The sequence below is a fragment of the Acidovorax sp. CCYZU-2555 genome (assembly GCF_018413525.1).
In the GTDB taxonomy this organism is placed as follows: Bacteria; Pseudomonadota; Gammaproteobacteria; order Burkholderiales; family Burkholderiaceae_C; genus Comamonas.
Genome location: NZ_JAHCDD010000033.1, coordinates 16,592 through 34,337, shown reverse-complemented (window position 1 = coordinate 34,337; position 17,746 = coordinate 16,592). Strand labels below are relative to the sequence as shown.

General features: G+C 65.2%; 19 protein-coding genes. 10 read left to right on the top strand and 9 right to left on the bottom strand.

The genetic code is table 11. The features are described from left to right. The first annotated feature begins 104 nt into the window (after positions 1 to 104). The 6 genes from KHY18_RS13210 (at position 105) to KHY18_RS13185 (ending at position 4,958) form a co-directional block, all read left to right on the top strand. Positions 105 to 2,048, top strand: coding sequence for a S9 family peptidase (locus KHY18_RS13210; protein ID WP_213300455.1), 1,944 nt, complete (start codon positions 105 to 107; stop codon positions 2,046 to 2,048). Positions 2,049 to 2,151: 103 nt separating this feature from the next. Further along, positions 2,152 to 2,562, top strand: a complete 411-nt coding sequence (locus KHY18_RS13205) for a hypothetical protein (protein ID WP_213300452.1) — start codon at positions 2,152 to 2,154, stop codon at positions 2,560 to 2,562. Between the two features lie 91 nt (positions 2,563 to 2,653). After that, on the top strand, positions 2,654 to 2,953 hold the full coding sequence (locus tag KHY18_RS13200) for an H-NS histone family protein (RefSeq protein WP_213300449.1): 300 nt from the start codon (positions 2,654 to 2,656) through the stop codon (positions 2,951 to 2,953). 10 nt (positions 2,954 to 2,963) lie between these two features. Beyond that, positions 2,964 to 3,824, top strand: coding sequence for a Rossmann-like and DUF2520 domain-containing protein (locus KHY18_RS13195; protein ID WP_213300446.1), 861 nt, complete (start codon positions 2,964 to 2,966; stop codon positions 3,822 to 3,824). 290 nt (positions 3,825 to 4,114) lie between these two features. Next, positions 4,115 to 4,468, top strand: a complete 354-nt coding sequence (locus KHY18_RS13190; RefSeq protein WP_213300443.1) for an H-NS histone family protein — start codon at positions 4,115 to 4,117, stop codon at positions 4,466 to 4,468. Between the two features lie 130 nt (positions 4,469 to 4,598). After that, positions 4,599 to 4,958: a DOPA 4,5-dioxygenase family protein gene (locus tag KHY18_RS13185; protein ID WP_213300440.1), complete on the top strand. Its 360-nt coding sequence runs from the start codon at positions 4,599 to 4,601 to the stop codon at positions 4,956 to 4,958. Positions 4,959 to 4,997: 39 nt separating this feature from the next. Here the strand turns inward: KHY18_RS13185 and KHY18_RS13180 are convergent, their stop codons facing one another. From KHY18_RS13180 to KHY18_RS13170, 3 genes are all read right to left on the bottom strand, one after another. Beyond that, complete coding sequence (locus KHY18_RS13180; RefSeq protein ID WP_213300437.1) at positions 4,998 to 6,308, bottom strand: TRAP transporter large permease; 1,311 nt, start codon at positions 6,306 to 6,308, stop codon at positions 4,998 to 5,000. A gap of 79 nt (positions 6,309 to 6,387) precedes the next feature. Beyond that, positions 6,388 to 6,921, bottom strand: a complete 534-nt coding sequence (locus KHY18_RS13175; protein ID WP_213300434.1) for a TRAP transporter small permease — start codon at positions 6,919 to 6,921, stop codon at positions 6,388 to 6,390. Positions 6,922 to 6,923: 2 nt separating this feature from the next. Beyond that, positions 6,924 to 7,889 carry a TRAP transporter substrate-binding protein gene (locus tag KHY18_RS13170; RefSeq protein WP_213300431.1) on the bottom strand — a complete coding sequence of 322 codons (966 nt, stop codon included), beginning with the start codon at positions 7,887 to 7,889 and terminating at the stop codon, positions 6,924 to 6,926. Positions 7,890 to 8,333: 444 nt separating this feature from the next. Between KHY18_RS13170 and KHY18_RS13165 the strand changes: the two genes are divergently transcribed. Together KHY18_RS13165 and ppk2 are read left to right on the top strand one after the other, a co-directional pair. After that, positions 8,334 to 9,017 carry a GntR family transcriptional regulator gene (locus KHY18_RS13165; RefSeq protein ID WP_213300428.1) on the top strand — a complete coding sequence of 228 codons (684 nt, stop codon included), beginning with the start codon at positions 8,334 to 8,336 and terminating at the stop codon, positions 9,015 to 9,017. Between the two features lie 69 nt (positions 9,018 to 9,086). Then, positions 9,087 to 9,929, top strand: a complete 843-nt coding sequence (ppk2, locus tag KHY18_RS13160; RefSeq protein WP_213300426.1) for a polyphosphate kinase 2 — start codon at positions 9,087 to 9,089, stop codon at positions 9,927 to 9,929. Positions 9,930 to 9,954: 25 nt separating this feature from the next. Here ppk2 and KHY18_RS13155 read toward each other — a convergent pair whose 3' ends face one another. The 5 genes from KHY18_RS13155 to KHY18_RS13135 all read right to left on the bottom strand — a co-directional run bounded on the left by KHY18_RS13155 (position 9,955) and on the right by KHY18_RS13135 (position 15,116). Then, positions 9,955 to 11,355: an amidase gene (locus KHY18_RS13155; RefSeq protein ID WP_213300424.1), complete on the bottom strand. Its 1,401-nt coding sequence runs from the start codon at positions 11,353 to 11,355 to the stop codon at positions 9,955 to 9,957. Then, complete coding sequence (locus tag KHY18_RS13150; protein ID WP_213300422.1) at positions 11,352 to 12,275, bottom strand: dihydrodipicolinate synthase family protein; 924 nt, start codon at positions 12,273 to 12,275, stop codon at positions 11,352 to 11,354. Before KHY18_RS13150 ends, KHY18_RS13155 begins: the two co-directional genes overlap by 4 nt. 39 nt (positions 12,276 to 12,314) lie before the next feature. Next, complete coding sequence (locus KHY18_RS13145; protein ID WP_213300420.1) at positions 12,315 to 13,331, bottom strand: aldo/keto reductase; 1,017 nt, start codon at positions 13,329 to 13,331, stop codon at positions 12,315 to 12,317. A 35-nt stretch (positions 13,332 to 13,366) separates the two neighbouring features. Further along, complete coding sequence (locus KHY18_RS13140) at positions 13,367 to 14,371, bottom strand: Bug family tripartite tricarboxylate transporter substrate binding protein (RefSeq protein WP_213300418.1); 1,005 nt, start codon at positions 14,369 to 14,371, stop codon at positions 13,367 to 13,369. Between the two features lie 64 nt (positions 14,372 to 14,435). Further along, on the bottom strand, positions 14,436 to 15,116 hold the full coding sequence (locus KHY18_RS13135; protein ID WP_213300416.1) for an RraA family protein: 681 nt from the start codon (positions 15,114 to 15,116) through the stop codon (positions 14,436 to 14,438). A gap of 97 nt (positions 15,117 to 15,213) precedes the next feature. Here KHY18_RS13135 and KHY18_RS13130 point away from each other — a divergent pair, with 97 nt between their 5' ends. Both KHY18_RS13130 and KHY18_RS13125 read left to right on the top strand, forming a co-directional pair. Beyond that, positions 15,214 to 16,146 (top strand): LysR family transcriptional regulator, encoded by a 933-nt coding sequence (locus tag KHY18_RS13130; protein WP_213300414.1) that lies wholly within the window; start codon positions 15,214 to 15,216, stop codon positions 16,144 to 16,146. 21 nt (positions 16,147 to 16,167) lie between these two features. Continuing rightward, positions 16,168 to 16,890 carry a Crp/Fnr family transcriptional regulator gene (locus tag KHY18_RS13125; RefSeq protein ID WP_213300411.1) on the top strand — a complete coding sequence of 241 codons (723 nt, stop codon included), beginning with the start codon at positions 16,168 to 16,170 and terminating at the stop codon, positions 16,888 to 16,890. Positions 16,891 to 16,906: 16 nt separating this feature from the next. Here KHY18_RS13125 and KHY18_RS13120 read toward each other — a convergent pair whose 3' ends face one another. Next, the gene (locus tag KHY18_RS13120; protein ID WP_213300408.1) at positions 16,907 to 17,680 is read right to left on the bottom strand and encodes an enoyl-CoA hydratase/isomerase family protein; all 774 of its coding nucleotides are present in this window, start codon (positions 17,678 to 17,680) and stop codon (positions 16,907 to 16,909) included. Positions 17,681 to 17,746: the final 66 nt, after the last annotated feature.

Genomic DNA, 17,746 nt, shown 5'->3' with positions numbered 1-17,746 from the left:
AGTGCGCTTGCCTTAGCTTTGACCTCCCGGCGCGCATTGTCGCGCCGGGCCCATTTCAGGGCCCATCGGTTCACCCCTTCATGCACAGAGGAAGTCATCCCGCCATGCCCCAAGCTTTTGAAGCCACAGACCTTCTGCTGCATCAAACCGTCAGCGACATCCAATGCTCCTATGAGGAGGGGCTGGCCGCGTGCAGCGTATCGTCGCTGCAGCGCGAGCAGGACAGCGCGACCAGCAGCCTCTGGATCTTTCCTGCCGACGGCAGCCCCGCCTGGCAGATGACCCGCGGCGTGTCCAGCGATATCTGTCCGCGCTGGTCGCCCGATGGCCAGCAGCTGGCATTCATCTCCGATCGTGCCGGCGACAACCAGGTGTTCGTGATTGCCCGCGCTGGCGGCGAGGCGCGCCAGGTGTCGCGCATTGACGGCCAGGCCGCAGGATTCGAATGGACTGCCGACGGCAAGTCGGTCTTGGTCACGGCTGCGCTGCGCGTGGATCCCAACCTGCGGGGCGCGCGCGCCCAGCCCGGCGCAGCCTTGCCCCCCGAGAACGGTCCGCAGGTCATCTGGCGGCTGGGATACAAGGCCGACGGCTTGGGCTATACGCTGGACCGGGAAATCCATCTGTTCCGGGTCGATGTGGCCAGCGGTGAAGCCCGCCAACTCACCGACGGGCCGTTCAATGTGCGCAGCGCCCATGCCTCGGTGGATGGCCGGCGCATTGTCTACAGCCGCACGCGCGAAGCGGATGAGGCGCACCGCAGCGATGTCTGGGTCATGGACGGTGACGGCCAGGGCGCCAGGCAACTGACGCATGCGCATGCGCAGGTACTGTTCCCGCGGTTTTCGCCCGATGGCCGCTGGATTGTGTTTTGCGGAACGCTGGCCGAAGGTGATGCGCAGGTTCGGCCCTGGCTGATCGAGACCGCGTCGGGTGAGGTGCGGCCTCTGGGCGACGATGCGATCGAAATCTCCACCGAGGGCGACAACCTGCAGTTTGTCGGCCAGGACAGCGCGCGCGTGCTGGGCATCGTGGCACGGCGCGGGGTCCAGGAAATCGTGGAAATCAGCGTGCCCGAGGGCCAGGTCACGCTGCGCATGGGCGGTGAGCGTCAGCTGTCGCAACTGGCGTGCGCCCGCGATTTCCTGGTGTATGCGGCGCACAGCCCGGTGCAGCCGATGGAGGTGCACCGCTGCCGCGCCGATGCTTCCGACGAGAAATGCCTCAGCAGCCTGAATGCCTGGTGGCAGGACCGCCCGCGCGCAAGTTTTGAGCGGCGCCAGTTCGAGGTGCCCGACGGCAGCGGCGGCACGGAAGTCATCGACGGCTGGCTGATTCGTCCTGCGGGTGCGAAGGGGGCGACACCGCTGCTGCTGGAAGTGCATGGCGGCCCCGCGGGTTTTGTACCTTTTGCATACGGGCCGATAGCCTATTGGTCCATGCTGTGGTCCCAGGGCTGGTCGGTTCTGGCGCTCAATGCGGTGGGTTCGGCCAGCTACGGCCGGGAATTCAGCGATCGCCTGCGCGGACGCTGGGGCGAGCTGGATTTGCCGCAGCATCTTTGCGCCGTGCAGACGCTGCAGGGCGAGGGCCTGGCCGACGAACGCGTGGCGCTGGCCGGAAAATCCTATGGCGGCTATCTCGCCTGCTGGGCCGTAGGCCATACCGAAGTGTTTCGCGCTGCCGTGGCGGCCGCGCCCATTTCGCAGATCGAAGCCCATTGGGGAAGCTCAGACAGCGGCTACTATTCGGACGCCTATGCCATGCGCAGCGACCAGGATGTGGCGCTGATGCGCCGCCTGTCGCCGCTGGAGTATCTGCGGGGGGCGCGCATTCCCACGCTGCTGCTGCAGGGCGCCGAAGATGAGCGCTGCCCCCGCGCCCAGGCCGAAGCCGCGTTTGTGGCGCTGCGCCGCGGCGGCAATCGCGATTGCGAGATGGTGATCTACCCGCAGTGCGGCCATCAATTCACGGCCCAGGGCAGGCCCAGCCAGCGCATGGATGCGATTCAACGCATCGTGGATTGGGTGACTCGCTGGACGCAATAGGCCGGGGCACAGGCAGCTCGCAAGCGCAGCTGCGCTGCCTGGCCTCGCGGTGCATGGCGGGCTGCAGCCTGTGCACGGCGCCAAAGCTGACATACTGCACGCCATGACCGCAAAACTAACGCGTGCCCTGGGTCTGCTGCTGGTGTTGGCCAGCCTTGCGGGCTGCGACCAGCCGCTCGATCCGATGATGAGCAAGGAGGCCGTCGCCACGCGCGCCGCGCCCGCGGAGCTCGTTTTTCAGGGGGAGCTGGGCGGTGAGTCGATGTTCCTGCTGGTGCACGACTGCGAGGTCTATCGCGTCGAAAGCCGGGGCGCGGGCCAGATCCACTGGGAGAGTGTTCTTGCGCCGGATTTCTACCCGTTCTGGACCGTGTGCCAACGCGAGTCCATGTCGTTCAAGTCTGGCGCCTTGACCGTGACGCTGGGCCGCATGGCGTTTGGCGCCGGCGGCTGTTGCGCCACGGGCGGCACCTATCGCACGACAGATGGCCGCAGTTGGAAAAAGCTGTCGTGAGCCGCTGGCCCTGGATCGCCCGCAGCCGGTCGGGTCTGCGCTAAGCTGCAGGCACTTCCAACTGGCAGCAAAGCGATGCGCTGCTCTCGCCATGCCGACCTACAAAGAACTACTCCTCCAGCAGCAGAAGCTGAACAAGCAAATCGGCCAGGCGCGCGACGAGCAAGCCAATGCGGCCTTGGCCAAGGTGATGGCGCTGGTGGCCGAGCATGGCTTTACCGCGCAGCAGGTGTTTCCCTGGACGCCCGAGCCCGTCAAGCGCGAGAAGCAGAAAGCCGAGGTCAAGTTCCGCAATCCGCTCACGGGTGCGGGCTGGTCGGGCCGGGGCAGAGAGCCCAAGTGGCTGGTGGGCAAGGACCGCAGCGCCTATGCGGTGCCGCCCAATTCATAGGAGCGCCATCTTGAAGATCGCATTCATCGGCGCGGGTCGCCTGGTGCAGGCCTTGGCGCCGGCGTTTCATCAGGCGGGCTTCGAGGTGGCGGCCATTGCGGCGCGCAGCCTGGTGCCGGCAGAGTCGATTCTGCGGACGATAGACGGTTGCCAGATAGGCGTGAGTGCGCAGCAGGCGGCAGACATGGCAGATCTGGTGTTCATCGCCGTGAGCGATGCCGCCATTGCCGATGTCGCCGGCCAGATCGCCTGGCGGCCGGGGCAGTCGGTGGTGCATTGCAGCGGTGCCACGGAAGTGTCCGCGCTGGGTGCGGCCGCGGCCCAGGGCGCGGTGATCGGCGGGTTCCATCCGCTGCAGCTCTTCGCCGATCCGGTCGTCGCGCTGCGCTGCATGGCCGGCAGCAGTGTGGCGATCGAAGCCGAAGGCGCGTTGCAAGCCTCGCTGCAGCAGCTGGCGCAAGCGGTGGGCTACCGCGTGATAGAGCTGCCCGCCGGCGCGCGCGGGCGCTATCACTGCGCGACCAACTATGGCGCCAGCTTTTTGCTGTCGCTGCTGCGCGAGGCCTGCGATCTGTGGAACAGCTTCGGCGTCAGCGACGCGCAGGCCCTGGCCGCGCTGCTGCCCCTGGCGCGCGGCACGCTGGAGACCGCGCAGGCCAAGGGCCTGGCGGGGGCGATTGCCGGGCCGATCTCGCGCGGCGATGCCGACGTGGTCGCGCTGCATATGCGCGAACTCATGGCGCTGAACGCCGACAATATCCATCTTTACCGCGAAGTGTCGCTGCGGCTGCTGCGCCTGGCCAAGGAGCAGGGGCGCCTCGATGCCGAGACGCTGGCGCGGCTCGAGGCGACGATTCTTGCGGGCCGCTGAGCCTGGGTGCGCCGCAGAATTGCGTTTGAATTCTGCCGTGCAGGCGTGAGAAATTTGCCCTCGCGGCAAAGGCGCATGCCACAGGCCTCACAATTACGGCTGGAATGCCATTTCCCGGGTTGCGCCAAAACCGGCGCCCGGGCACCACGCGCGCCATTGCAAAGCCATCGCCAGCGCCTGGCGATGCGGTCGCCGCAGCGCAGGCGGAGGCCCGAAGCAGACAAGCCCGTGGTGTTTCCATATCCCTAGCCAATTACGCTTTCCTTTTTTTGTCAGATAACTGGGCCCATATGAAGAGTTTGAAGGAACTGCTTGCCGAACGAGCAGCATTGGATGAAGCAATTGTTCAGGAGAAGAAAGCCGCCGCTGCACAGGCGCTGAGCCAGGTTCATACCTTGATCGCCGAGTTCGGATTCACCGCTCAGCAAGTGTTTCCCTGGAAGGCGCCGAAAGCGCATGTCCCCGGCAAGTACCTCGAACCCAAGTCGGGTGCGACCTGGTCCGGACGCGGCAAGCCGCCCGCGTGGATCGCCGGCAAGGACCGCGAACAGTTCCTGATCGAGCAGCCGTCTGCCGCGCCGCGCCAGGACGGTCCGTACCTGGCCGAGCTGGCCGCCGAGGCCGCACGCGGGCGTTCGCGCTGAGCGCTGCAATGCGTGGCGGCGGGGCTGCATGCCGCAATTTTTAGCGGCTAAAAATCGCAGCCACCGCCTCCGGTCCATGATGTGAGACAGCGCGCGCGTTCGTGCGCCGCTGTTTCAACCCCCAAGAACCATGAACTCTCCCAGCCAAGCCCAGATCCAAGACTGGCATGCCCATGTGTATTTCGATGCCGCGAGCCGCGCATCGGCCTGGGCATTGCGCGAAACCATAGAGCGCGATCTCGCCGGGCGCATGGTGATGGGGCGATTCCATGAGAAGCCCGTGGGGCCGCATCCGATGTGGAGTTACCAGCTGATCGTCAGCCCCCAGGATTTCACCCAGGTGGTGGGCTGGTTGGCGCTCCATCACGCCAGCCTCGATGTGTTCATTCATCCCAACACCGGCGACAGCCTGCGCGACCACCGCGACCGCGCGCTGTGGATAGGGCAGTCGCATGTGCTCAACCTGGCGGTATTCGGCGCCGGAAATTGAGGCCGGCCACGCGCTGCGCTGCGCGTGGCCTGCAGTCGCTTACTTCTTCTCGGGCCCCATCACGTAGTCCGGCAGCCAGGTCACGATCTCGGGAAAGACCGTGATCAGCACCACGCAGACGATGAGGCAGAAGAAGAACGGGATGGCGGCGCGCGCAATGGTGTTGCTGTCCTTCCCGGTCATACTTTGCAGCACGAACAGGTTGAAGCCCACCGGCGGCGTGACCTCGGCGATCTCCACCAGCAGCACCACGAAGATGCCGAACCAGATCAGATCGAAACCCGCCATCTGGATCATGGGCAGCACCACGGCGCTGGTCAGCACGATCATCGAGATGCCGTCGAGCGCCGTTCCCAGCACCAGATAGATCACGACCAGTGCGCCGATCAGCGCATAGGGGCTCAGCTGCATCGCATCGACCCACTCCGCCAGCGCGCGCGGAATGCCCGTGAAGGCCATGGTCTTGGTCAGGAACGCGGCCCCGGCCAGGATGAACATGATCATGCAGGAAAGGCGCGTCGCACCCATCAGCCCGGCCTTGAAGTTGGCCCAGGTCAGGCTGCGGCCTGCGGCGGCGATGGCCAGCGAGCCGAGCACGCCATAGGCCGCGCACTCGGTGGCCGTGGCCCAGCCCGCGATCAGCACCCACACGATGAACACGATCAGCAGCGCGCAGGGGATCAGCGAGGCACTCGCGCGCATCTTCTGCGCGAACGTGGTCTTGGGCTCGGGCGGCGGCATCAGGTGCTTGTTGCGAATGCTCCACCAGGCGATGTAGCCGCAAAACAGCGCCATCAGCAAAAAGCTGGGCAGAAAGCCCGCCAGGAAGATGCGGATGATCGAGGCATCGGCCGCGACCGCGTAGACCACCATGGTGATCGACGGCGGAATCAGGATGCCCAGCGTTCCCGCCGTCGCCAGCGAACCCAGCGCCAACTGCTCGTTGTAGCCGCGGCGCTTGAGTTCGGGCAGCGCCACCTTGCTGATGGTCGCGCAGGTCGCGGCCGAGGAGCCCGAGACCGAGCCGAACACGCCGCAGCCCAGTACGGTGGTGTGCATCAGCCGGCCCGGAACGCGGTTGAGCCACGGCGCCAGGCCCGAGAACATCTGCTCCGACAGCTTGGTGCGAAACAGGATCTCGCCCATCCACACGAACAGCGGCAGCGCCGCGAGTTCCCAGGAGACGTTGGACTCCCAGAACGCCGAGAACAGGTTCATGCCCGGCGGCGTGTTGGTGAAGAAGGCCTGGCCTATCCAGCCCGTGAGACCCAGCGTGATGCCTATCCACACGCCGCTGGCCAGCAGCACCAGCATCGCGACCAGCAGCAGTGCGCCAATGGAAATCAGCATTTGAGGGCCGTCCTTTCGAGCGCAGGCAGGCCTGCGTGGCCGACGGTGTCGGCGAAGTTATTTGCGTTCATCTGAGCCCTCATACATCGCTGGAAAAGTCACCCGCCGCATGCCGTTCCTCGACCACCGTGACGTAGCGCGGCTTGAAACCGCGCGCCACGCGCTGCAGTTCGTCGACCACGGCCAGCCACAGCAGCGCCGCGCCGACGACGAACGTCAGCTGCGGAATCCACAGCGGAATCACCACCAGGCCGCCGGCCATGTCGTTGAAGACATAGCTGTCCCAGGCGGACGCCGCCGCCCACCAGGCCAGATACCCGGTGCAGACCGAAGCGATGGACAGCGACAGCAGCTCGAAGCCGCGGCGCAGCGGCGGCGAGAGCTTTTCGAGCAGCAAGGTGACGCGCACGAAATCGCCTTCCTTGAAGGCATAGGCCATGGACAGGAAAGCCGCGCCCGCGCTGAGCCAGGCGACGACGTCGTTGAAGCCGCCCACGCGCCAGCCCAGCATGCGGCCCACGGAGGCGCCTATCATCAGCACGAAGATCATGAACACGCAGAATGCCGCCAGCCCGCAGGCTGACGCAAACAGACGATCAAGAAAGCGGCGCATGCTTATTTCCGGTAGGCGTCAACGATGGCCTTGCCATCGGCGCCGGCCTTCTTGAGCCAGTCGGCCAGCATGGTGTCGCCCATCTTGCGGAAGTCGGCGTTGAGCGTCGCGCTGGGCTCGATGATGTTCATGCCGCGCGCCTTGAGCTGGTCCAGATACCAGGCGTTCTTCTCCTGGCTCAGCTTCCAGCCGCGCTCTTCCGCCGCGGCCGCGGCCTTGAGCAGGGCTTCCTGTGTGGGCTTGTCGAGGCCGTTGAAGGCGCGCAGGTTGACCATCACCATGTTCTTGGGCAGCCAGGCCTGGACGTTGTAGAAGTTCTTGATGTGCTCGTAGGTCTTGGAGTCATAGCCGGTGGAGCTCGACGACATGTACGAGTCGACCACGCCGGTCGCCAGCGCCTGCGACAGCTCGGCCGCCTGGATCTGCACCGGCTGGGCCTTGGCCAGCTCGGCCAGGCGCAGCGTGGCCGGGCTGTAGGCGCGCCACTTCAGGCCCACCATGTCGGCCGCGCCGTTGACCTGCTTGTTGGCGTACATGCCCTGGGGCTGCCATGGCACGGTGTAGAGCAGCTTGATGTTGCTCGCGGCCAGCAGCTTTTCCAGCGCGGGCTTTTGCGCCTGGTACAGCTTGAATGCATCGCCGTAGCTCGTGGCCAGGAAAGGCACGCCGTCCAGACCGAACAGCGGATTCTCGTTCTCGAAGTTGTTGAGGATGACTTCGCCGGCTTGCACCTGGCCGCTTTGCACCGCGCGCTTGATTTCGGGCGCCTTGAACAGCGAGGCATTGGGGTGGGCCTGGATTTTCAACTTGCCCGCGCTGTTCTTGTCGACGTCGGCGATAAACTGGATCAGGTTCTCGGTGTGGAAATTGGAGACCGGATATGCCGACGGCAGATCCCACTTCGTTTGGGCGCTCGCTCCGATTGCGACGCCAGCGAAAACTGCGGTAACCAGACACTTTTTCAACATACCAACTCCCTGTTCATGAGAATAAAAGAAGAGAACAAAAGTAGCATTGCAAATTACATGCCACTATAGTTTGTTGAACAATCATGTGACCACTGGTAAAAATACCGATGCCGAAGGCACCAATATCGGGCGGATATCGGCCTTTGCTGTGCATGCGCGATACGCCTGCGCCAACTTGGCGCAAGTCTGAGCGCCTCGCCGTGTGGCGGGCTGCAAGCCCGCGCCGCCTGCATTGAATGGCGCTGCAATGGGATTCAGGGGCGCAAGGCAGCCGTTTAGCGGCTCAATTTCCCAACATGAATATGTAATTTCGTTCAACAATGTTTGTGCTGCGAAGTGCAAACAAGCGCTTGGCATTTGATCAATGCAGGCCTTGTGGTGAGCGAACAAATCCCGGAACGTGAAAAAACCCGATACTCAGGCGGTTCAAACTCTTTTCCCATCATGTCCATTGCGCGTCCATTGACCTCCGAAAGCCTCAGCGATCGCATTGCCGAGCAGCTTCGCCTGAAGATCGTGCACGGCGAGCTCTCGCCCGGCATGCGTTTGTCGGAGCAGGCGCTGGCGGACGAACTCGCGGTTTCGCGCAACACGCTGCGCGAAGCCTTTCGCATCCTGACCAAGGACGGCCTGGTCAAGCACACGCCCAACCGCGGCGTGTTCGTGTCGGTGCCGTCGATTGCCGCGATCATCGACATCTACCGCGTGCGCCGCCTGATCGAATGCCAGGCGCTGCGCAACGCCTACCCCTTGCATCCGGCCAAACGCCATATGCGCGCCGCGGTCGAGGCCAGCGTGCGCGGGCGCGCGCAGTCCGACTGGGCCGTCGTCGGCACGGCCAACATGGACTTCCACATGGCCATCGTGGAACTCGCCGACAGCGAGCGCCTGAACCAGATGTTTGCGCCGGTGCTGGCCGAGCTGCGGCTGGCTTTCGGCTTCATGAAGGACGCCGAATTCCTGCATGCGCCCTATGTCGACATGAACCGGCAAATCCTTGAAATCGCCGAAGCCGGCAACTACGCGAAGGCGGCCGATACCTTGCAGGAATATCTGACGCATTCCGAACGCATCGTGCTCGCGGTCTATGCGCGCAGCCTGTCGAACGAAGGCCTGCGCGACAACTAGCGCCGCCGCGCACGCGCTGCGCATGTCATAGTGGAGTCGTGATTTTGCAATCAACGTGCAGGGAACTCCATGGGCAAAAAGGACCACAAGAAATCCGACAAATCCAAGGTCGGCGACCTGAAAGATGCCGTGCCGGCGCCCGAAGACGATGCGATTTCGGCCGACGACTATGAAGCCCAGCTGGAGCTGCTGCAGATCGAACTGGTCAAGCTGCAACGCCGTTTCATCGAGTGCGGCGACAAGATCCTGGTGGTGATCGAAGGGCGTGACGCGGCCGGAAAAGACGGCAGCATCAAGCGCATCATCGAGCACCTGAGCCCGCGCGAAACGCGCGTCGTGGCACTGGGCGCGCCCTCGGACCGCGACCGCAGCGCCTGGTATTTCCAGCGCTATGTCGCCCACCTGCCCACGGCCCAGGAATTCGTGCTGTTCAACCGCAGCTGGTACAACCGTGCGGGTGTCGAGAAGGTCATGGGCTTTTGCACCAAGGCCCAGCATGCGGAGTTCATGCATTCGGTGGGGCCGTTCGAGGAGATGCTGGTGAACTCCGGCATCAAGCTGCTGAAGTACTACCTCGACATCAGCAAGAGCGAGCAGAAGGAGCGGCTCGAAGACCGCCGCCGCGATCCGCTCAAGCAGTGGAAGATAGGCGCGATCGACGCCGTGGCGCTCAAGCACTGGAAAGCGTATTCAACGGCGCGCGACGAGATGCTGCTGAAGACGCACACGGCCGCCGCGCCCTGGCATGTGGTGCGCGCCGACAACAAGCGCCTGGCGCGGCTGAATCTGATACGCGACATCCTGTCGCGGCTCGAATACGCCGACAAGGACCGCGCGCTGCTCAAGCCCGACCGCGGCATTGTGTTCGAGTTCTCGCCGGATTGCATCGCCGACCAGCGGCTGGCGCGTTGAGCGCCGGCGCGCTGGGGGGCGCGGCTTACGCCAGGCCCGAAGGCAGGCGTGCCTGCCAGTCGGTGGCCTGCTCGTAGGCCCAGCCTATGCGCAGCGCCAGGTCTTCCTGCTGGCCGCGGCACACGATCTGCAGCGAGGTGGGCAGGCCCTGGGAGTCGAGGCCATTGGGCAGCGACAGGCCGCACAGATCGAGGTAGTTGCCAAAGCGCGTGTAGTGCGCGGGCGCCTTGGTCTGGTCCACCGCAGTCAGCGGCAAGGCCGTGGTCATGGTGCTGGGCGTCAGAAGTGCATCGATGCCGTCCATGGCCAGCGCGAACTGCTGCTTCATCACATTGCGCTGCTGCATGGCTTCGAGATAGGCGCGCGCGCTGATGTCTTTGCCGGCCGCGATGCGCGGGCGCACATCGGGGTCCAGCGGCGCGGCCGGGTCGTCGATCAGCGCATGGTAGAGCGCATAGCTTTCGGCGGCCATGATGCGCATGTTGAACGCCGCCACATCCTCGAAGCGAAACGGCAGCTCCAGCGTCACGATCTCGGCGCCCAGCGACGCCAGCACGCGCAGCGATTCGTCATAGGCCTGCAGCACTTCGGCCGAGGAATAGGCGCGCTCGCTTTCGGGCATGCGCGCCAGCTTCAGGCCGCGAATGCCGCGGCGCAGCGCGGGCATGGGGTCCACATAGGACAGCCCGGTCGTCAGCGCATCGAGCGGGTCCTGGCCCTGCATCGCGGCGTAGAGCAAGGCCACGTCTTCGACGCAGCGCGCCATCGGTCCGGGCGTGTCCAGCGTGGGGCTCAGCGGCTGTATGCCGTAGCCGCTGATGCGGCCAATGGTGGTCTTCAAGCCCGTGATGCCGCACCACGATGCGGGCATGCGTATCGAGCCGCCGGTATCGGTGCCCACGGCCCAGGGCACGAGCCGGCCCGCGACGGCCACGGCCGAGCCGTTGCTCGAGCCGCCGGGCGTGCGCTGCTGCTGCAGGTCCCAGGGGTTCCACGGCGTGCCGCGGCGGGTGTTCGTGCCCCAGCCGCCCATGGCGAATTCCACGGTATGGGTCTTGCCCAGAACGATCACGCCTTGCGCCATCAAGCGGCGCGCGAGCGTGGCGGTGCGCGTGGCCTGGCGGTCTTTCCAGACTTCGCTGCCGCCGGTGAAGACCCGGCCTTCGACCTCGATCAGGTCCTTGAGCGCGATCGGAATGCCGTGCAGTGGGCCCACCGATTGGCCGGCGCGTATCGCGGCTTCGGCACCCTGCGCGGCAAGCCTGGCTTCATCGGCATGGACGGCGACAAAGGCCTGCAGTTTGGGTTCGCGCCGGGCGATGTTCTGCAGGCACGAATCCACCAGTTCCACCGGCGAAATCTCGCGCTGCGCGATGAGCTGCGACAGCTGGTGTACGGGCAGGGCGGCAAGTTGATCCTGGCTCATGCGTTGATTCCTTCCATTTGAAAGCCGTGATTTTCCAGCGCATCGGCGAGCGCGCTTTCCTGTTCGGCGGACAGCGATGTCAGTGGCGGGCGCAGCGTGCGCCATGAATCGACGCCGCTGAAGCGCGCGACCGCGGTCTTCATCGCCGGAATCATGTTGTGCTGCTGGAAGATGGCGCGCGTGGCGTCGAGCGCGGCCTGCTGGGCATCGGCGCCCTCTTGCTGCCAGCTGTTGTACAGCTCGACCATGGGCGCGGGGTTCACATTGCCCGTGGCGGTGATGCAGCCCGCGCCGCCCGCGCGCAGCGTGCGCAGCAGAAACACTTCGCTGCCCGCGAATACGTCGAAGCCCTCGGCGCCGAATTCGCGCTGCACGGCTTCGGTGTTGTTCCAGTCGCCCGAGCTGTCCTTGATGCCGGCGATCGTGCCGGGATAGGCCTTGAGCAGGCGTTCGATCAGCGCCAGGCTGATGGACACCTGGGCCACGGGAGGGATGTGGTACAGATAGACGCGCAGCCGGCTGTCGCCCACGCGTTCGATCACTTCGGCATAGCTGCGAAACAGCCCGTCGTCCGAGACGCCCTTGTAATAGAACGGCGGCAGCATCAGCACGCCGCCCACGCCCGCGGCCGTCGCGTGGCGCGTGAGTTCCACGGTGTCGGTCAGCGCGCAGCAGCCCGTGCCGGGCAACAGGCGCGCGGGCGGCGCACCCGATTCGAGCAGCGCATCGAGCAGTTGCTTGCGTTCGCCCACCGACAGCGAGTTGGCTTCGGAATTCGTGCCGAACACCGCCAGGCCCACGTCCTGGCCCAGCAGCCATTGGCAATGGCGCACGAACTCGGCGCTGTCGGGCGACAGATCGGCCTTGAACGGGGTCAGCACCGGGGAGTAGATGCCTTGAAGATGGTGTGGCTTGGCCATGTTTTTTTGTCTCCTGATGAACGAAATGAAAACAGCGCGTCAGCTGTGCCCCAGCACGGGGCGCGGGGCGTAGCCGCTGTCGAGTTGGGCGATTTCCTGGGGCGTGAGCGTCACCGATGCGGCGCGCACGGCTTCCTCGATCTGCTGCGGCTTGCTGGCACCGACGATGGGCGAAGTCACGCCTTTGTGCAGCAGCCAGGCATAGGCCAGCGTCGCGGCGCTCACGCCTTTTTCCGCGGCCAGCGCATGCAGGCGCGCGCGCGTGGCGAGGTCTTCGGGCCGGCCGTAGAAGCGCTGCGTGGTCCGGTCGGCGGCGGCGCGCGCCGACGCGGCCGCGCCGTCGCCCTGCGCGGCGAGAAAGCCGCGCGCCAGCGGACTCCAGGGCAGCAGCGCCACGCCCTGGTCCTGGCACAGCGGAATCATCTCGCGCTCTTCTTCGCGGTAGACCAGGTTGTAGTGGTTCTGCATGCTGATGCAGCGGCTCCAGCCGTGCTCGCGTGCGAGCTGCTGGATCTTGGCGAACTGCCAGGCCCACATGCTGCTCGCGCCCAGATAGCGCACCTTGCCCGCCTTGACCACGTCATGCAGGGCTTCGAGCGATTCCTCCAGCGGCGTATGCGGGTCGAAGCGGTGGATCTGGTAGAGGTCGATGTAGTCCACGCCCAGGCGCTGCAGCGAGGCATCGACCGCATGCAGAATGCGCTTGCGGCCCAGCCCGTCCTTGTTGGGGCGGCGGCGAAAATCGGCCGCACGATCGCCTTCGAAAGCGATGTCCACGGGGTTGAACACCTTGGTGGCGATCACGGCCTCCTCGCGCCGGCTGCCCGGGAAGAACTGCGCGAGCAGCTTTCCCGTGACCACTTCGCACTCGCCGCCCGAGTAGGTGTCGGCGGTGTCAAAGAAGTTGATGCCCAGCTCCACGGCCTGGCGAAACAGCGGGCGCGCACCTTCTTCATCGAGAATCCAGGAGCGCCACGCGGGCGAGCCGAAATTCAGCGTACCCAGGCAGATCCGCGACACTTCCAGGCCTGAGTTGCCGAGACGAACGTATTGCATGCGCGCCTTTCTTGACTGCTCGCCGGACTGTGGGATTACTGGGGCTCTACGCCTGCGGCCTTGAGAATCGCGCCGTAGTTGGCGGAGTCCTTGCGCAGCATTTCGGCCATTTCCTGCGGCGTGCCGCCGATGGGGTCGAGGCTGAACTCGGCGAACTTCTTGCCCATCTCGCCCTTGAGGGCCTTGTTGAGTTCGGCGTTCAGGCGCGTGATGATCGCGGGCGGCGTGCCGGCCGGCGCCGTGAGGCCGATCCAGGTGATGGAGTCGAAGCCGGGCACGCCGGACTCGGCCACGGTCGGCAGATCGGGCACCAGCGGCGAGCGCGTGGCGCTGGTGATGGCGACGGCGCGCAGCTTGCCGTTGCGCTCCTTGGCATAGGGCAGGGCGGTGGGCGAAGTCTCGAACATCACCTGGATCTGGCCGCCCAGCAGGTCATTCATTGCGGGCGCGCCGCCGCGGTAGGGCACATGCAGCATGTTCAGATCGAAGGCCGAGGCGAACTGGCGCGCGGCGATGTCCTGGCCGGTGCCGATGCCGGCGTTGCCGATGATGATCTTGCCGGGCTGGGCCTTGGCGAGCTTGATCAGGTCCTGCACGCTGTTGACCGGCAGCGACGGGTGCACCAGCAGGATGTTGGGCTGATTGACCAGGCGGATCACGGGCGTCAAATCCTTTTGCGAGTCGAAGCCCGGACGCTTGTAGAGAAACTGGTTGGCGGTCAGCACGCCCGAGCTGCTCACGAACAGCGTCTGGCCGTCGGGCTTGGCCTGGGCCACCGACGTCGCACCGATATTGCCCGAAGCGCCGGGGCGGTTTTCCACCAGGAACGTCTGGCCCAGGGCTTCGCCCAGCTGCTTGCCAATGGTGCGCGCCACCATGTCGACGCTGCCGCCCGGCGGGAACGGCACGACCAGGGTCACCGGACCCTTGGGATAGGCGGGCTGCTGGGCGCTTGCGAAGCCGGCCACGGCGAGCAGGGACAGCGCCAGCAGGCTGCGGCGGCAGACGTTCTTGACGGAGGTGGAGTGAATGGACGACATGGTGGAGCTCCTGAGGGGGATGGGGAAAATCGGTCTGTGGGGAACGTGTGATGGCCGGTGGGCGTTATGCGCCGCTCTTTGCCGCCTGAATGGCTTTCTCTATCACCTGGGTCGAACCCATGATGTCGGGGTATTTCTCGCCGGCGTCTATGCGCGCCAGCGTCTTCTTTTCGTCCTGCATCATCTGCAGCGCGCGCTTGGCGCTGTACTCGATGTCGGCAGCGGGCAGCACCAGAATGCCGTTTTCATCGGCCAGGATGGCATCGCCGGGCACCACGCCCACACCACCGCAACTTACGTGCCCGCAGAACTCGCCGCCCAGGCCCAGCGTCTTGACGGTGACGGCCGAAGTGCCGCGCGACCAGACCGGCACGCCGTACTGGCGCAGCTCGCCCAGGTCGGTCACCAGGCCGTCGACGATGATGCCGACCACGCCCGCGGCGCGCGCCGCATAGGCGACGGCGCCGCCCAGCGCGGCGATCGATTCGTCGCCGCAGCGGTCGATCACCAGAAAGTCGCCGGGCCGCGCCTGGCCGACGGCGTAGTGCACCATCGCGCCGTCCATGCCCGGGGCGCACACCGTGACGGCGGTGCCGGCGACGCGGCGGTCCTGGAAGTGGGCCTTGATCGCCGGGCTGACGAATCCGGTGTAGCGGAAGTGGCCGATGACCGCAGGCTCGGCCTGTACGAGCAACGACAGCAAATCGGGGTCGATGGACTTGGGCAGGGCATTGAGTACGTACATGGCTGGCTCAGAAAATTGAATGAGCCACCAATCTATCAGCGGGCTTTTCGGAAGAAAAACGCGTTATTTGAGCAATAGTTGATAAGATTTCTGGATGATGCGCACCACTCTTCGCCAAATCGAAGCATTTCTCTGGACCGCCAAGCTGGGCAGCATCCATGCCGCGGCCGAGCATTTGAACTTCAGCCAGCCGGCGATTTCCAGCCGCATCAAGGAGCTTGAAGCGGCGCTGAATGTGCAGCTTTTCACGCGCAAGAATCAGCGCGTGCAGCTCACGCACGAAGGCCGCGACGCGGTGACGCTGGCCGAAAGAGTGCTCAGCGCGGCCCAGGATTTCGAACGCATGGGCCGCCTGGGCCCGCCGCTCGAAGGCGTGCTGCGCCTGGGCTCGGACGAGTCCACGGCGATGGTGGCGCTGTCGGAAATCCTGCGGCAATTGAAGCGCCGCCATCCCCGGCTGGTGGTCGAGATCACGATAGACGTGGGCAGCGTGCTGCGCGAAAAGCTGCGCAAGCGCGAGATCGATGTGGCGCTGCACACCTACGCCAGCTCCGCCGCGCATGTGGTCGACCAGCTGCTGGGCTGGGTCGATTTCGCCTGGTTCGCGGCCAGCGAGATGCAGCTGCCTGACGCGCCCTTCACGCCAAAAGTCGCCGCCCAGCTGCCATTGGTGACCAACTCGCCGCCATCGACGCTCAACTCCATCGTTCACCAATGGCTGCGCAGCGCCAACGTCGAGTTCGAAGGCATCAATTCCTGCAACTCGCTGTCGCTGATGCTGCGCCTGGTGCGCGAAGGCCATGCGATCGCGGTGCTGCCCCTGCCGGTGCTGCGCGAGCACCTGGCCAGCGGCGAGCTGCGCTGCCTGCCCGCGTCGCCGCCCATTCCCAACATCGCGTACTACGCTTCGTATGTCGCGGGCGAAGACGATCAGGGCACGTCCATCGTGGTCGAAACCGCAAGGAACGTGCTGATCGACAAACGGTTTTTCGTGCGCCTGCCGGATGGGGAGTTGTTGCCGCCGATTTGAGCGGTATGTCTTGTTCTTGCCATGACCAATCGTGCGTCCAATCCCAACCACGGCCTTGCCGACTTCCTGGCGCAATGGGCCTGGTTCCATGCGCTTTCGCCCGAGCTGCGCCTGCTGACGCTGCAGACCGCCACCACCCGAACGGCCGAAGCCGGCGAATACATTGCCCGCGAAGGCCTGCCCAGCACGCACTGGTACGGGGTCATGAAAGGCTGTCTGCAGATGTACGTGGCGGGCGCCGACGGCAGCGAAACCACGCTCTACTGCATGCGTGAAAACGAGTGGGGCGGCGACGGCTCGCTGCTGAAAAAGGAGTTGCGGCGCTATGACCTGCGCGCGCTCACGGCCGCGCATATCTGCCTGATTCCCGCGCAGACTTTCGAAGCGCTGCGCAATGCCTCGATTGCGTTCAATCACTTCCTCACCGAGATCATGAATGCGCGCATGGGCGCGTTCGTCACCATGCTCGCTGCCGCGCGCCTGCTCAAGCCCGAGCTGCGTGTCGCCAGAGGCTTGCTGATGGTGGCCGACGCGCATGCGACGGGCCCGCAGGAACTGGCGATTTCCCAGCACGAACTGGCGCTGATCTGCGGGCTGTCGCGGCAACGGGTGAATCTGGCCTTGGGGGAATTCAAGCAGCTGGGCATGGTGGCGACCGAGCCCAAGAAAGGCCTGCTGATCGCCCATGTGCCCGCGCTGCGCCGCTACGTGCTGGCCGAGACGCAAGGCACGGACGGCGCCTGAACATCGGGGTGTAGGCCTAGCGCTTGTGCATGATTTCCTGCCGCCGCTGATCCTGGGCGCGGCGATTGCCCGGATCGCTCATGCCCGCGGGCAATTGCGCGTCCAGCGCCACCGTGCGTTCGTGAATTTGCCGCATCACGCCGTCCTGCAGGGCTTTCTTCGACATCGCATAGGCCACGTTGCAATCGGGCGTGATGCAGCGCGCGTAGTCGATCGCCGTGGCGATGAGCTGGTCGGGCTGCACGACTTCGTGGAAGAAGCCCAGGGCTTGCGCCTGCTCGAGGTCGTACAGCTGGCCGCGCAGCGTGGTCAGCGCCGCGACCCGTTCGCCCAGCGCGTACTTGATGATCTCGACATAGGCCGCGGGCATGGGAATGCCTATGGGCACTTCGTTGAGGCCGAACCTGGCCGGCGTTCGCGCCGCGACGCGGAAGTCGCAGACCAGGGCGGTGATCAAACCGCCCGCAATCGCATGGCCGTTCACCGCAGCGACTGTGGGCCGTGGGTAGGCAAAGATGCGCAGGTTGGTCTCGCGGTAGGCGCGATACCACTCCTTGATGCGGTCGGGCTCGCCGCTGCCGAAGATGTCGAAGCTCGCCTGAAAGTCTATGCCCGCGGAAAAGGCGTTGCCCTGGCCCGTGAGCACCACGGGCAGCTCCTTGAAATCGCGTTCGAGCCGGTCGAACGCCGCATGCAGATCGCCGAAGAACTGCGCGTTCTGGACATTCACCTTGCTGGTATTCATGCGCACCAGCGCGCAGCCGTTGATGGGTTCGATTTGCCAGGCCATGGATCGGTCTCCTTGAGTTGTTCGACCCAGTCTAGGGATCGCGCAGGGCCCGTCTTGTCATCGCGA